Below are 13,301 nucleotides of genomic sequence, written 5' to 3'. Positions count from 1 at the left end.
GCGTCACAAAGCGCGACTATTGCCAGACCGCCGCGCTCGCACTGCTTCCAGGTATAGCGCCCCACCCATTTCGACAGGTCTCATGATGATCCGCAGCACCGTTTCCGCCTTCGCCGTTCCCTCGCAGGAGGAACGCAAAGGCTTTATTTCGTTGGAAAAGACCCCCGATGTTCACGCCGCAAAACTGGCATCCCTTGCCTGCATGAACACCGTGCGCATCGGTGGCGCGACCGGTGAGGTTCGGCCGCTTGGCTTCCCCTTCACCGTGGCCGCGTGGAACATGGAGCGCTGCCTTTTTCCCCTCGAATCCGCCGCCAAGTTGCAGGCGACCAAGGCGCCGCTGATCCTGCTCTCCGAGATGGACGAGGGCATGGCGCGCACCGAACAGAATGACCCGACCGCCATCGTCGCAGGCGAACTCGGCATGAACTATGCTTATGGCGTCGAATTCCTGGAACTCAGCCTCGGCTCGGAAATCGAGCGCTCCCTCTGCAAGGACGATTTCAACGAAAAGGGCTTTCACGGCAATTCCCTGATGGCGTCCGTTGCCTTGCGGGATGCTTTCCTCTTCCGTTTGCCGGGCGAGGCCAAGTGGTTCAACGACAGCAACGAACAGCCGCGCATCGGCGATCGCTGCGCTGTCGGCGCTATCGTCGAAACCGAGGCTGGTCCCTTCGTCGCCGTTTCGGTCCATCTCGAAAGTGTCGCGACGGTTGCCTATCGCGAGCGGCAGATGGCGGCGTTGATCGATGCCGTCGAAGGTTTTGCGCCTGGCCTTCCGATCCTGATTGGCGGCGATCTCAATACCGGCAATCACACGGGCGGCGATTTCTCGACCGATACCCTATTCGCCATGGCCGAAGGCCGCGGCTTCGAGTGCCATGGCGGCCCGCTGGATCAAACGAGCACGCGCCCAAGCCTGATCACGCGCTTTCCCGATCGCATCATGAAGCTCGACTGGTTCTTGAGTCGCGGTTTGAAGATCAGCGAAAGCCACCTCGTTTCCTCCCTCAATGAAGAGGGCAAGCCGCTTTCCGATCACGATATGGTCGTTTGTACAATCGAAGGTTTTTCTGCCTGATCTCTGCAATCATTAAAATGCGCCGGATTTCATGAACCGCGCCGTTACCTCTTCCATGCGATGGAGATTGAGACGCGCATGGAATTGGGGGATTGCATGGTCTTGAAATTGATGTTGGCGAGCATGGCGGCCTTTGCCGCGCGTGCCGCTCCGGTCATTGCCGCGCCGCCGCAGTCGAAGAGTTTCGTGGCGGGCGCCAGCGGCGAGATGGAAATGAAGCCTTCGCCGATCGAGCCGTCTTGGATTCTGGCGGGCGATCCGGTCGCCCGCATTGCGGAGCATTCGCGCGGGCAGGACGATGCCGCGATGACCGCGCTGTGGGATTGCACCGCAGGCGAGTTTCGCTGGTATTTCGGCTGGGACGAAACGGTGATGATCCTCGAAGGCGAGGTGCATATCACAACGGAAGATGGCGTCGAACGCACGCTCAGCGCCGGCGATGTCGCCTATTTCGCCGGCGGCACTTGGGCCACCTGGCGTATCGATCGCTATCTGCGCAAGGTCGCCTTCTGCCGCAAGCCGTTCCCGAAGCCTTTGACCATGGCGTATCGCCTGCGCAACTTCGTCCGTCAGGGCGGCGCACAGGGGCTTGCCGCCTGAGTGCTGCCGGCCTTGATGGAAGTCCTTGAATAGCCGTTGCGTTTGGATGCGGGCCGACCTACATCTGTCCGCAAATTCGAGCGAGGGCTGACTATGGCTGGTATCAAGAATGTTGCGGTCCAGATGGACCACGTCAAGAGCATCAACATCGCAGGCGACTCGACCTTCGCCATGAGCCTTGAGGCCCAGACCCGCGGCTATAAGCTCTTCCATTACACGCCCGAGCGTCTCAGCATGCGCGACGGCAAGATCTATGCGTCCGTCGAGCCGATGATCCTGCGCGACGTCAAGGGCGATCATTTCGAGCTTGGCGAGTCGGAGCGCGTCGATCTCTCGACGATGGACGTCGTACTGCTGCGCCAGGACCCGCCATTCGACATGGCCTATATCACCTCGACGCACCTGCTCGAGCGCATCCATCCGAAGACGCTCGTCGTCAACGATCCGGCGTGGGTCCGCAATTCGCCGGAAAAGATCTTTGTCACCGAATTTGCCGACCTGATGCCGAAGACGCTGATCACCCGCGATCCCGCCGAAATCCGTCTCTTCCGCGAGGAGATGGGCGATATCATCCTGAAGCCGCTTTATGGCAATGGCGGCGCCGGCGTTTTCCATTCGACCCGTGACGACCGCAACCTGTCTTCGCTGCTCGAAATGTTCGGCCAGCTCTTCCGCGAGCCCTTCATCGCGCAGCAATATCTGCCTGACGTGCGCAAGGGCGACAAGCGCATCATCCTCGTCGACGGCGAGGCGGTTGGCGCGATCAACCGCGTGCCGGCCGAGCATGACGCCCGCTCCAACATGCATGTCGGCGGCCGTGCCGAGGCGACCGATCTGACGGCACGCGAAAAGGAAATCTGCGAGCGCATCGGCCCTGCGCTGAAGGCGCGCGGCTTCCTGCTCGTCGGTATCGACGTCATCGGCGACTACATGACCGAGATCAACGTCACCTCGCCGACCGGCCTGCGCGAAGTCAAACGCTTCGGCGGTGCCGATATCGCAAGCCTGTTGTGGGATGCAATCGAAGCGAAGCGCGCTTGAGGGGCGCCTGTCCTCCAGGGATCACGACGCCGCCTCTTCGCTCGCCGCAAGGCGCGCTATATCGCGATGCCCATCCGGTGGCAGGTTAGGATCACTGCCGACGGTCCGGTGGAGCTATCGTCCGCGATGACGGTCGGGACGAAGCCGAAAAACGGTTTCACGTCGACCATCATGCCGACGTAAGGCCGCTTGTCCATGACACCGTGCAGGCCACCAAAGGAGCTGATGGTGCCGCAGACGCTGACGTAGCCCTTGCTATCCTTGGAAGCCAACATCGGCCCGAAGATCAGCGCGCCCTCATAGGGAAGCTGCTCGTGCAAACCCTTTTCCACAGCGGCAATTTCCTTGGCGCTCAATTGATAGGGAACGCCTTTTTCCAGATTACCCCCGCCATCGATAGACTGACAGCCGGCCAGAACAGCACCCAGCAGAAGGGAAAGCGATACTACACGTCTCATATTTGCTCCCGATTGTAGAAATCGTCCCTTCGTTCTTTTATTGTTCTTGTTTCATTCCATAACTTCTGCCACTATGCAACCCATAGTCTGTTATGAAAAATTGATAACGGTAAACGAGTTAAAAGAGGGCGGGGATGGTAGCGCGCGTCAGCACGGTTGCGTTTCAGGGCATTGAGGGCGTTCCCGTCGAAGTGCAGGTGATGATCGCACCGGGTAAGGTGTTGATGCATATCGTCGGCCTGCCGGACAAGGCCGTGGCCGAAAGCCGCGAACGTGTGCAGGCAGCCCTTCATGCCTCCGGCCTGTCGCTGCCGCCGAAGAAGGTCACGGTCAATCTCGCGCCCGCGGACCTGCCCAAGGAGGGCAGCCATTTCGATCTTGCGATCGCGCTTGGGCTGATGGCGGCGCTGGGCGCCATTCCGGCGGATGCGCTCTCCGCCTATACCGTTGTCGGCGAGCTCAATCTCGACGGCACGATCGCGCCCGTTGCGGGCGCGCTGCCGGCCGCGATCGCCGCCAACGCAATCGGCAAGGGGAGGGGCTGATATGCCCGGCCGAAAGCGGCCCGGAGGCCGCATGGGCCGGCCCAGACATCGATATCCTCGCGCCGCGTAGCCTGATTGCGCTCGCCAATCATTTCCGCGGCACCCAGGTCCTGTCGCGCCCCGAACCGGCGATCAGAGCGAATGCCGCCAACTTCCCCGACCTTGCCGATATCAAGGGCCAGGAGAGCGCCAAACGGGCGCTGGAGGTGGCGGCGGCCGGCGGCCATAATTTGCTTTTTGTTGGTCCGCCCGGTTCCGGCAAGTCGATGCTGGCGTCGCGCCTGCCGTCCATTCTGCCGCCATTGTCTACGGCGGAGCTGCTGGAAGTGTCGATGATCCATTCCGTTGCCGGTCAACTCTCGGGCGGAAAGCTCTCCGACCGCCGGCCCTATCGCACGCCGCATCATTCCGCCACCATGGCGGCGCTGGTCGGCGGCGGTATGCGTGCCCGCCCCGGCGAGGTTTCGCTGGCGCACCATGGCGTCTTGTTTCTCGACGAGCTTCCCGAGTTTTCGCCGCAGGCGCTGGACGCGCTACGCCAGCCGCTGGAATCTGGCGAATGCGTCATCGCCAGGGCCAATCATCGCGTTTCCTATCCCGCCAGCATCCAATTGGTTGCGGCGATGAATCCCTGCCGTTGCGGCATGGCCGGCGAGCCGGGTCACACCTGCGCCCGTGGCCCGCGTTGCGTCGCGGATTATCAGGGCCGCATATCCGGACCACTGCTGGATCGTATCGATATTCGTCTCGACGTGCCCGCCGTTTCCGCGGCCGATCTCATTCGGCCGACGACGGCCGAAAAGAGCGCCGATGTCGCGCTTCGTGTTGCTCGCGCCCGCGAACGGCAGCGCGAACGTTTCGAGGCTGCCGGCATGAAGGGAATATCCACGAATGCCCGCTGCTCGACATCGATGATCGAGACGATCGCCGAGCCCGACGCCGCCGGCTTGCAATTGCTGCGCGACGCGGCGGAGAAGATGAAGTTTTCCGCCCGCGGCTATCATCGCGTGCTGAAAGTGGCCCGCACGCTCGCCGATCTCGACGACAAGCAAACTGTTGGGCGCATCCATCTCGCAGAAGCCATTTCCTACCGCATTGCCGGCGAACGGCTGACCGCGGCGGCGTAAATCAAGCGGCTGAAATGACAAAGGGCGCTGTGGTACCCTTCCTACAATCTCCGGCAACGTGCAGACCGCTCATTGATTTGAGGCGACGGCTTCACATTCTTTCAAATTTTTTGCTGCAACTACGAAAATTTCTCGAAGACGTTTTGCAACAGGGTCTCGATATGGGCCGCAGACTTGTTTACAGAAACTTTCAAGCTGTTCGGATGGCCGCATCCGTTGCGTAAATCAAGGCAGCCTTTCAATTGTGCCTTAACATTCTTGCCGATAATCGAAAGGGCCTCAATCCGATCGAGAAAATCGCTCTCGCCCATTCTTCCGATATCATCTTGGGTTAGCGCCATCTTCCATTTGCTATTGACGCGTGTCGCTTCGGTGTTGAAACCTGCAAGGTGATTGAGGAGAACATGTTTCTGAAGTACATCCATGGCACCGAGCCACGACATGACTATGGCCGAGCGATAGAGTTCTGCCTCGTGGCACTTAATCGCTTCCTCAACAAAGTTTCGCGTCTGAGCGTCCGCGACCTTGGATAGATGGTGCCGAAGATCGGTTGCAACTTGCATGGCGGCGGGGCTGATCGAAGCCACGCCCAGAGCACGGAGATGCATCTTACCTTCGGACGTGAGCTCCCAACCACTAGTTCTAATGGCCTTGCCTTTGGAACCAGTAAGTATTGCCGACACGTTCCATTTTTTGGGTTCTCGAAAACCCGCGCTTTCCGCTACTTCGATCAATTTTGAAACGCTGATGGGAGTGTCCTGAGTTGCAAGGACCAAAAGGAGCTTGTCTAGCCGGTCAAGGTTTTTATGGAGCCAGTCTTTAAGTTCAGTCGATTTCAGCAACCTTGACCTCAACCTTTTTCTTTTCAGAGGCGCTAAGAGAATACGACCCTGCTCCTACTTGATTGATGCGCTTAGCTTTCGTGAGATTGCTTAGGCTCTTACTCAAATTACTAGCAATGTTCGTGTTGAAGTAAGTTGTCGCGCTTTTCATCTCCGCAAGTATTTCGCTCCGACTGGATGAAGATTTTCCTTGAACGAGTTCGAGTTGTGCCATCGCGCATATGACAAGTTCAGGGCCGGTCTTAGCATCGAGATGGGCGGCGATGGTGTTAGTTGAGAAATGAAACCCAGCTAGTTCGCTTGGCGGGCTATTCGCGATTGCTATACCCGCCGCTTGAGCGGGCTCGTTCGGTATACGTCCCGCCAAATCACCCATGGTCGTCAGCAGAGCCTCGATGCCGCCTGTCAGAAACGCAGGATCGCCTTCATATTCGAGTTCCATCGAGCCGACTTTAATACGAATTTTCGCGCTAATCATTTGTCCCCCACATTCAGAAGCCAAGCTATAGTCTAAGTAATTTCATCGCAAGTTTCCATCTAAGATCGAAATTGACGGCGATTTAATCACTGGTAGGTTTTATAAAGACTTCCAACATCTCACGGAGGAAAGTGCTTCCAGAGCATTTCCAGCAGCCCAGTACGAAATTATCGCATCCTTAAGATGGCCCGCACGCTCGCCGATCTCGACGACAAGCAAACTGTTGGGCGCATCCATCTCGCAGAAGCCATTTCCTACCGCATTGCCGGCGAACGGCTGACCGCGGCGGCGTAAATCAAGCGGCTGAAATGACAAAGGGCGCCGCAGCGCCCTTTCGATAGCTGACGATCGAAGCAGGCCGTATCAGCCGCCCAGACCCTCGAACAGCGCCGTCGAGAGATAGCGCTCGGCAAAGGAGGGGATGATGACGACGATATTTTTGCCTTCGTTTTCCGGACGTTGGCCGATCTTGATCGCAGCCGCCAGTGCCGCACCGGAGGAGATGCCGACCGGCACGCCTTCGAGCCTGGCGATGTGACGTGCCTGCTGGAACGCCTCGTCATTGGTGACGGTGACGATCTCGTCATAGATGTGCGTGTCGAGAATCTTCGGGGCGAAGCCGGCGCCGATGCCTTGGATCTTATGCGGACCGGGATTGCCACCGGAGAGGATCGGCGAGTCGGCTGGCTCGACGGCAACGACCTTGATGTTCGGATTGCGGGCTTTCAGCACCTGGCCGACACCGGTGATCGTGCCGCCGGTACCGATGCCGGATACGAAGATGTCGACCTGGCCGTCCGTATCGTTCCAGATTTCCTCTGCTGTCGTCTTGCGATGGATTTCCGGGTTGGCCGGGTTTTCGAACTGCTGGGGGATGATGGCGTCAGGCAACGTCGCGGCAAGTTCCTCCGCCTTGGCGATCGCGCCCTTCATGCCCTTCGGACCTTCGGTCAGCACCAGCTCGGCGCCGAGCAGGAGCAGCATCTTGCGGCGCTCGATCGACATCGTTTCCGGCATGGTGAGGATCAGCCGGTAACCCTTGGCAGCGGCGGCGAAAGCGAGTGCGATGCCGGTATTGCCGGAGGTCGGCTCGACCAGCACGCTCCGGCCGGGGGTGATCTTGCCCTGCGCTTCCAGGCTCTCGATCATGGCGACGCCGATACGGTCCTTGACGGAGGCGATCGGGTTGAAGAACTCGAGCTTCGCCAAAAGGTTGGCCTTGACGCCCTTCTCCTTGGCCAGCTTGTCGAGACGTACGATCGGCGTGTCACCGATGGTGTCGGTGATCGAGGCATAGACGCGGCCGCGGCCTGGTTTGCGGGTGTCGGACATGGGTAGCTCCCCCTTTATTGGAATCGTAGAGGCACAATAAGATCAAACGCTGCCGGAAACCAGAATGAGATCACTTTGCCGATCCCCCACCGCGAGAAAAGAATTCCGCATAGGGTTTTATCGGGAAAGGTTTTTTCAGGCGGCCCGGGTGGCGATGAAGGCTGCCGTGCCGGCGAGAATGCTGGCGGCGACCCGGTTCAAAATCTGCAGTGCTTTCGGCCGCTTAAGGAAAGTGCGGGCGCGGGAAGCGAGCAGCATATAGGGGATCAGCACCACCAGAAGCACGACGAAGGTCGCCGCGAGCAGAATGGCATATTCGCGAAGCCCAATGCTGCCGATATCGATCAGGGTTGGCACGAGTGCCACGTAAAACAGCATGGTCTTTGGATTGCCGAGCGTCACCAGCAGTCCGGACAGGAAGGACATGCCGACGCTGGTCGATTTTTTTGCCGTGACATCGGTGGAGAGCAGCCCGGCCGTCCAGAGCTTCCAGGCAATGTAGCCGAGATAAAGCGCACCGGCGACCTTGATGACGATGAAGATCTCCGTGAAGGTCTGCGCCACGAAAGCGAGGCCGAGAATGACCGCCGTCAGGTAGATTGTGTCGCCGAGCACGAGGCCGAGGCCCATGAAGAAGGTCTCGCGAAAGCCGGAACCAAGCGCGCGGGCAACGATCGCCGTAATGCCTGGACCGGGAATTGCTGCCGCAATGAAAAGCGCACCGCTATAGGCGAGCAGAGTTGCGAGCGTCATGGTCCGTTCCTCCCAGGATAGCTCATTGCTCTATCGCACCGCTCCTGCCTTTTCAAGCGATTGCGCAAACGGCGCGAACATACTACCAAGAGTTAACGGCCCGTCGAAACCGTGTTGCATAAGGCTCTCATGTCGTCCGCATTGCTCCTGATCGACCTTCAGAATGCCATATTGACCGGCCTCGGCACGCCAGAGCGCCAGCCGGTGATCGACGCCGCTCTGGAAGGTGTCGTGGCCCGGCTTGCGGAACTGAAACACAAAGCCCGCGCCGCCGGCATTCCTTCCTTCATCGTGCAGCATGACGGCCAGGGAACGCATCGTCTGGCCAAGCGTGGCGAAGGCTGGCAGTTGCGCCGCGAAATCGCGCCGGAAGCCGGCGATGTCGTGGTGCATAAGACGAGCTGCGATTCCTTCTTCGAGACCGATCTGGAGGCGCGCCTCCGCGCAAAGGGGATCACCCATCTCGTCATCGGCGGCTGCATGACGCAATTCTGTGTCGATACCACCGCACGACGTGCCGTTTCGCTCGGCTTCGACGTGACGTTGCTCTCGGATGGTCATACGACCGCCGATATGGGCAAGCTGACATTCGAGGCGATCATCGCTCATCACAATATGCTGCTGGACGGCTTCGATGCCGGCCCGCATGAGATCAAGCTTATCCCGACCGCCCAAATTGCCTTTTAAATTTATTTCCCCCGCCGGAGACCTCCATGCCGCATCTGACCAGTATCATCACCTTTGCCCTGATCGCCGTCGGAATGGTGGTAACGCCCGGGCCAAACATGATTTATCTGGTGTCGCGATCGATCTCGCAGGGGCCGGCGGCCGGGCTGATCTCGCTCGGCGGCGTGGCACTCGGCTTCGTCTTCTACATGCTTTCGGCCGCGCTCGGCATCACGGCCTTCCTGTTCGCCGTGCCCTTTGCCTATGACGCGCTGCGTCTCGTCGGCGCGGCCTATCTCGCCTGGCTTGCCTGGAATGCGTTGAAGCCGGGCGGCCGTTCCGCCTTTCAGGTCCGCGATCTCCCGAAGGATGGGCCGCGCAAACTCTTCGCTATGGGCCTGGTGACCAGCCTGCTGAACCCGAAGGTCGCGGTCCTCTATCTTTCACTGCTGCCGCAGTTCATCGATCCCGCGAACGGTAGCGTCTTCAGCCAGTCCGTCATTTTCGGCTTCACCCACATTGCCGTCAGCGTGACGCTCAACTCCATCTTCGCGCTGACGGCCGGTTCCGTCGCGCTGTTCTTCTCAAGCCGCCCGTCCTTCATGCTGGTGCAGCGCTGGCTGATGGGCACGGTGCTTGCGGGGCTTGCCATGCGCATGGCCTTCGAGGCGCAGCGCTAGATCAGAACACGGGCTGCCTGAAGTGATCATTCAGCGGCTTCCTTTGAAAGAGGACCGCTTTTAAGACGCGGCAAGGCGATCGTCCAGCCGAGGTTCATGCCTGCCGCCGCGGCCAAAATGATCACGGCACCGATGATCTGTGCCAAGCCGAGCACATGGCCGAAGGCGAAGCGATCGACGACAATGGCGGCGATTGGATAGATGAAAGACAGCGCCCCGGTCAGATGCGTCGGCAGCTTCTGGATGGCGCCGTAGAGCAGCACATACATCACGCCGGTATGTACAACGCCCATGGTGACGAGGATCGACCATCCGCCCGCGTCGCGCGGCAGGGCGGAAAAGTCGGCGAAAGGCAGGAGCATCAGGATGCCCGTCGAAACCTGGATCAGTGCAATCAGATGCGGCGGCGTGCCCTTCAGCCATTTGGCGGCCAGCGCTGCCAGCGCATAGAAGAAGGCGGCGCCGAGCGAGAACAGGATGCCGATGGCATAGCTGCCGGCGCCCGTTGCTTCCGCCGGCTTGCCTTCGACGATGACGGCCATGCCGGCAAAGGCGAGACCCAGCCAGAAAAGCTTGGTGAGCGTGATCTTTTCGCCGAGAAACAGTGCGCCGAGGCCGAGCAGCATGAAAGGTTGCGTATTATAGACCGTCGTCGCGATCGAGATCGAGGCATGCGAATAGGCGGCGAAGAGCAGCAGCCAGTTGAGGACGATAGCGACACCGCCCCCGACGGCGATCACGAAGGTCCGCAGGCTGAGAATGCCGGGGCGCAACAGACCCATGGCTCCGCAGATGACAAGAAGAGTCAGCGCCCCAAACAGGCAACGCCAGAAGACGACGCCGGTGACAGGCTGCTCCGACATCAGCACGAACCAGCCGATGGTCCCCGAAATCAGCATTGCTGCCGTCATTTCCGCTGTGCCGCGTCTTATCTCGTTCATTGTCAGGACTCCCGTTTTCCAGAGCCTGATAATATTGCGGCGAGCGAGCGCATGATGTAGTCTGAATGAAGATTAATGGGTAAACAGCCTAATTATATGAGGCATTGTTATGGGTATACCTAATGCAGCTCTGGAGCTCGATACAATAGACCAGCGCATGCTGGACGCCCTGGCGCGCAATGCCCGGATTTCGCTGAAGGAATTGGCCGAAGTGGCCGGCCTGTCGTCGCCGAGTGCTGCCGAGCGGCTGCGCCGGCTGGAGGAGCGGGGTGTCATCGCGGCCTTCACCGTGGATATAGCGCTGGAAGCGGTTGGTTATCCCCTGCAGGCGATCGTGCGCATCCGGCCGCTGCCCGGCCAATTGCATGTGGTCGAGCGCATTATCCAGGAGACGCCGGAATTCATCGAATGCGACAAGGTTACCGGCGACGACTGTTTCATCGGCCGGTTGGTGGTGCGCTCGATGGGTGAGCTTGACGGCATTCTCGACAAGATCACCGAGCGCGCGGAAACCAATACATCGATGATCAAGGCGACCCCGGTCAAACGGCGATTGCCGCCGCTTTCGCGTTAAATTCCGCCGTCACACGCCGGTCGAGCCGAAGCCGCCGGCCCCGCGCGTGGTTTCGCTGACTTCGGCGATCTCAGCAACACGCGCCTGCGTGACCGGCGCAATCACCATCTGCGCAATGCGCATGCCGCGCGTGATGTCGAACGGCTCTTCGCCAAGATTGATGAGCAGTACCTTCACTTCGCCGCGATAATCGCTGTCAACGGTACCCGGCGTGTTGAGGCAGGTGATACCGTGCTTGAAGGCGAGGCCGGAGCGGGGGCGGATCTGGGCTTCGAAACCCTCGGGGATCTCCATGATGAAGCCCGTCGGCACCAGTGCCCGTTTGCCCGGTGCGATCGTCAGGGTCGCACCTTCCTCGACGGCCGCGCGCAGGTCCATGCCGGCGGCCCCCTTGGTCTCGTAGGCGGGCAGATCGAGGCTCTGGCCGTGGGCCAGGCGGATGAGGTTCAGCGTCGGGCGCGTATCGGTGTGAATGGTCATACGGCATTAGTTTGTGCTCGAACCGCTGAGGTCAATTGCAATTGCGCCTTTGAATCGCTAGATACAGCCGCAATTCACAGGATTTCACAAGCATGGCCGAAAGTCTCGCCGAGGCGGTTTCCCGCCGCCGCACATTCGCTATTATCGCCCACCCGGACGCGGGCAAGACGACGCTCACCGAAAAGCTGCTGCTGTTCGGCGGCGCCATTCAGCTTGCCGGCGAGGTCAAGGCCAAGAAGGATCGCATGCAGACGCGGTCCGACTGGATGAAGATCGAGCGCGAGCGCGGCATCTCGGTCGTGACCTCGGTCATGACCTTTGAATATGACGGCAACGTCTTCAACATTCTCGATACGCCCGGTCACGAGGACTTCGCCGACGATACCTATCGCACGCTGACGGCAGTCGATGCCGCCGTCATGGTCATCGACGCCGCCAAGGGTATCGAGCCGCGGACGCTGAAGCTGTTCGAAGTCTGCCGCATGCGCGACATCCCGATCATCACCTTCATCAACAAGATGGACCGCGAAAGCCGCGATCCCTTTGAAATTCTCGATGAAGTGGAAGAAAAGCTGGCGCTGGACACCGCTCCGGTCACCTGGCCGATCGGCCGATCGAAGACCTTCTGCGGTTCTTATCACCTAGCGGACAATACCGCCCGTGGCTCCGATACCGAGGTAGAGGCGACCCTGGTCAACGGCCCGCAGGCCATCGCCAACCGGTTGCCGGAAAATGAGCGGCAAGCCTTCATCGACGAGACCGAGCTCGCTATCGAAGCCTGCCGTCCCTTCGACCGTGAATCCTTCCTGGAAGGCCATATGACGCCGGTTTTCTTCGGCTCGGCTCTTCGCAATTTCGGTGTTCGTGATCTCATCAACGCATTGGGTGACTTTGCGCCGCCGCCGCGCGATCAGGTTGCCGATATCCGGACCGTGCAAGCGACCGACGACAAGATGACGGCCTTCGTCTTCAAGATCCAGGCCAACATGGACCCGAACCACCGCGACCGCATCGCCTTCGCGCGCATTTGCTCCGGCAAGCTGGAACGCGGCATGAAGGCCCGGCTGTCGCGCACCGGCAAGCAGCTTGGCCTGACCGCACCGCAATTCTTCTTTGCCTCGCAGCGCCAGCTCGCCGATACCGCCTATGCTGGCGATGTCGTCGGCATTCCCAATCACGGCACGCTGCGCATCGGCGACACGCTGACGGAAGGCGAATCCCTGGTCTTCCAGGGTGTGCCGAACTTCTCGCCGGAAATCCTGCGCCGCGTCCGCCTTGAAGACGCGATGAAGGCGAAAAAGCTGAAGGAAGCGCTGCAACAGATGGCCGAAGAGGGCGTGGTGCAGCTCTTCTCACCCGAGGATGGCTCTCCCGCCATCGTCGGCGTGGTCGGCGCACTGCAGCTCGACGTTCTGAAGGAGCGGCTGATGGCCGAATATGGCCTGCCGGTCTCCTTCGAAATGTCGCGCTTCTCCGTCTGCCGCTGGATATCTGCCGATCAGGCTGTCGACCTCGACAAATTCGTCACTGCCCGCCGTGGCGACATCGCCCGCGACCTCGACGGCGATCCGGTCTTCCTCGCCCAGGACGGCTTTTCGCTGCGCTACGAATCCGAACGTTATCCGGCTATCAAGATGGTCGCCATCAAGGAATATCACGCCGTCAAGGCGGCGTGATTTCAGTTCTCATCTGAACGTCGCAGC

14 protein-coding genes and 2 pseudogenes are annotated in these 13,301 nt (G+C 59.9%); 9 read left to right on the top strand and 7 right to left on the bottom strand.

Features of this window, described 5'->3' with window-relative positions:
• Positions 1 to 85 precede the first annotated feature (85 nt).
• From GGD50_RS18910 to gshB, 3 genes are all read left to right on the top strand, one after another.
• Complete coding sequence (locus GGD50_RS18910; protein ID WP_107107031.1) at positions 86 to 1,081, top strand: endonuclease/exonuclease/phosphatase family protein; 996 nt, start codon at positions 86 to 88, stop codon at positions 1,079 to 1,081.
• Positions 1,082 to 1,177: 96 nt separating this feature from the next.
• Complete coding sequence (locus GGD50_RS18905; RefSeq protein ID WP_181315991.1) at positions 1,178 to 1,681, top strand: cupin domain-containing protein; 504 nt, start codon at positions 1,178 to 1,180, stop codon at positions 1,679 to 1,681.
• A gap of 93 nt (positions 1,682 to 1,774) precedes the next feature.
• A complete protein-coding gene (gene gshB, locus GGD50_RS18900; RefSeq protein ID WP_107106746.1) occupies positions 1,775 to 2,722 on the top strand; it encodes a glutathione synthase in 948 nt (315 codons plus the stop codon).
• 56 nt (positions 2,723 to 2,778) lie between these two features.
• Here gshB and GGD50_RS18895 read toward each other — a convergent pair whose 3' ends face one another.
• Complete coding sequence (locus tag GGD50_RS18895; protein WP_146143970.1) at positions 2,779 to 3,180, bottom strand: hypothetical protein; 402 nt, start codon at positions 3,178 to 3,180, stop codon at positions 2,779 to 2,781.
• Positions 3,181 to 3,314: 134 nt separating this feature from the next.
• On the opposite strand from GGD50_RS18895, the pseudogene GGD50_RS18890 reads away from it, so the two are divergent.
• Positions 3,315 to 4,852 (top strand): annotated as a pseudogene (locus GGD50_RS18890) (YifB family Mg chelatase-like AAA ATPase).
• Positions 4,853 to 4,971: 119 nt separating this feature from the next.
• Here the strand turns inward: GGD50_RS18890 and GGD50_RS18885 are convergent.
• On the bottom strand, positions 4,972 to 5,694 hold the full coding sequence (locus GGD50_RS18885; RefSeq protein ID WP_210203678.1) for a hypothetical protein: 723 nt from the start codon (positions 5,692 to 5,694) through the stop codon (positions 4,972 to 4,974).
• Complete coding sequence (locus tag GGD50_RS18880) at positions 5,678 to 6,172, bottom strand: hypothetical protein (RefSeq protein ID WP_107106748.1); 495 nt, start codon at positions 6,170 to 6,172, stop codon at positions 5,678 to 5,680. Before GGD50_RS18880 ends, GGD50_RS18885 begins: the two co-directional genes overlap by 17 nt.
• A 168-nt stretch (positions 6,173 to 6,340) precedes the next feature.
• Between GGD50_RS18880 and GGD50_RS18875 the strand changes: the two are divergent.
• A pseudogene (locus tag GGD50_RS18875) lies at positions 6,341 to 6,466 on the top strand (magnesium chelatase subunit ChlI family protein); the annotation flags it as partial.
• Positions 6,467 to 6,535: 69 nt separating this feature from the next.
• Here GGD50_RS18875 and cysK read toward each other — a convergent pair.
• Both cysK and GGD50_RS18865 read right to left on the bottom strand, forming a co-directional pair.
• On the bottom strand, positions 6,536 to 7,504 hold the full coding sequence (cysK, locus tag GGD50_RS18870) for a cysteine synthase A (protein ID WP_107106749.1): 969 nt from the start codon (positions 7,502 to 7,504) through the stop codon (positions 6,536 to 6,538).
• Positions 7,505 to 7,639: 135 nt separating this feature from the next.
• Positions 7,640 to 8,257, bottom strand: a complete 618-nt coding sequence (locus GGD50_RS18865; RefSeq protein ID WP_107106750.1) for a LysE family translocator — start codon at positions 8,255 to 8,257, stop codon at positions 7,640 to 7,642.
• 129 nt (positions 8,258 to 8,386) lie between these two features.
• Between GGD50_RS18865 and GGD50_RS18860 the strand changes: the two genes are divergently transcribed.
• Together GGD50_RS18860 and GGD50_RS18855 are read left to right on the top strand one after the other, a co-directional pair.
• Positions 8,387 to 8,944, top strand: coding sequence for a cysteine hydrolase family protein (locus GGD50_RS18860; protein WP_107106751.1), 558 nt, complete (start codon positions 8,387 to 8,389; stop codon positions 8,942 to 8,944).
• Between the two features lie 26 nt (positions 8,945 to 8,970).
• Positions 8,971 to 9,603: a LysE family translocator gene (locus GGD50_RS18855; RefSeq protein ID WP_107106752.1), complete on the top strand. Its 633-nt coding sequence runs from the start codon at positions 8,971 to 8,973 to the stop codon at positions 9,601 to 9,603.
• 26 nt (positions 9,604 to 9,629) lie between these two features.
• Here GGD50_RS18855 and GGD50_RS18850 read toward each other — a convergent pair whose 3' ends face one another.
• Positions 9,630 to 10,544 (bottom strand): DMT family transporter, encoded by a 915-nt coding sequence (locus tag GGD50_RS18850; protein WP_107106753.1) that lies wholly within the window; start codon positions 10,542 to 10,544, stop codon positions 9,630 to 9,632.
• A gap of 109 nt (positions 10,545 to 10,653) precedes the next feature.
• Between GGD50_RS18850 and GGD50_RS18845 the strand changes: the two genes are divergently transcribed.
• A complete protein-coding gene (locus tag GGD50_RS18845) occupies positions 10,654 to 11,118 on the top strand; it encodes an Lrp/AsnC family transcriptional regulator (protein WP_107106754.1) in 465 nt (154 codons plus the stop codon).
• Positions 11,119 to 11,127: 9 nt separating this feature from the next.
• Here GGD50_RS18845 and dut read toward each other — a convergent pair whose 3' ends face one another.
• Complete coding sequence (gene dut / locus GGD50_RS18840) at positions 11,128 to 11,598, bottom strand: dUTP diphosphatase (RefSeq protein WP_107106755.1); 471 nt, start codon at positions 11,596 to 11,598, stop codon at positions 11,128 to 11,130.
• A gap of 92 nt (positions 11,599 to 11,690) precedes the next feature.
• On the opposite strand from dut, the gene GGD50_RS18835 reads away from it, so the two are divergent.
• Positions 11,691 to 13,274: a peptide chain release factor 3 gene (locus GGD50_RS18835; RefSeq protein ID WP_107106756.1), complete on the top strand. Its 1,584-nt coding sequence runs from the start codon at positions 11,691 to 11,693 to the stop codon at positions 13,272 to 13,274.
• The last annotated feature ends 27 nt before the right edge of the window (positions 13,275 to 13,301 follow it).

Source organism: Martinezella paranaensis (assembly GCF_014200235.1).
Classification (GTDB): Bacteria; Pseudomonadota; Alphaproteobacteria; order Rhizobiales; family Rhizobiaceae; genus Rhizobium; species Rhizobium paranaense.
This window is presented reverse-complemented; position numbering and strand designations above follow the sequence as displayed.

Excerpts from the sequence above, each read along its gene's own strand:
- GGD50_RS18910 (WP_107107031.1), top strand. The coding sequence starts at position 86 with ATGATCCGCAGCACCGTTTCCGCCTTCGCCGTTCCCTCGCAGGAGGAA.
- GGD50_RS18905 (WP_181315991.1), top strand. The coding sequence starts at position 1,178 with ATGGTCTTGAAATTGATGTTGGCGAGCATGGCGGCCTTTGCCGCGCGT.
- gshB (WP_107106746.1), top strand. The coding sequence starts at position 1,775 with ATGGCTGGTATCAAGAATGTTGCGGTCCAGATGGACCACGTCAAGAGC.
- GGD50_RS18895 (WP_146143970.1), bottom strand. The coding sequence starts at position 3,180 with ATGAGACGTGTAGTATCGCTTTCCCTTCTGCTGGGTGCTGTTCTGGCC.
- GGD50_RS18880 (WP_107106748.1), bottom strand. The coding sequence starts at position 6,172 with ATGATTAGCGCGAAAATTCGTATTAAAGTCGGCTCGATGGAACTCGAA.
- cysK (WP_107106749.1), bottom strand. The coding sequence starts at position 7,504 with ATGTCCGACACCCGCAAACCAGGCCGCGGCCGCGTCTATGCCTCGATC.
- GGD50_RS18865 (WP_107106750.1), bottom strand. The coding sequence starts at position 8,257 with ATGACGCTCGCAACTCTGCTCGCCTATAGCGGTGCGCTTTTCATTGCG.
- GGD50_RS18860 (WP_107106751.1), top strand. The coding sequence starts at position 8,387 with ATGTCGTCCGCATTGCTCCTGATCGACCTTCAGAATGCCATATTGACC.
- GGD50_RS18855 (WP_107106752.1), top strand. The coding sequence starts at position 8,971 with ATGCCGCATCTGACCAGTATCATCACCTTTGCCCTGATCGCCGTCGGA.
- GGD50_RS18850 (WP_107106753.1), bottom strand. The coding sequence starts at position 10,544 with ATGAACGAGATAAGACGCGGCACAGCGGAAATGACGGCAGCAATGCTG.
- GGD50_RS18845 (WP_107106754.1), top strand. The coding sequence starts at position 10,654 with ATGGGTATACCTAATGCAGCTCTGGAGCTCGATACAATAGACCAGCGC.
- dut (WP_107106755.1), bottom strand. The coding sequence starts at position 11,598 with ATGACCATTCACACCGATACGCGCCCGACGCTGAACCTCATCCGCCTG.
- GGD50_RS18835 (WP_107106756.1), top strand. The coding sequence starts at position 11,691 with ATGGCCGAAAGTCTCGCCGAGGCGGTTTCCCGCCGCCGCACATTCGCT.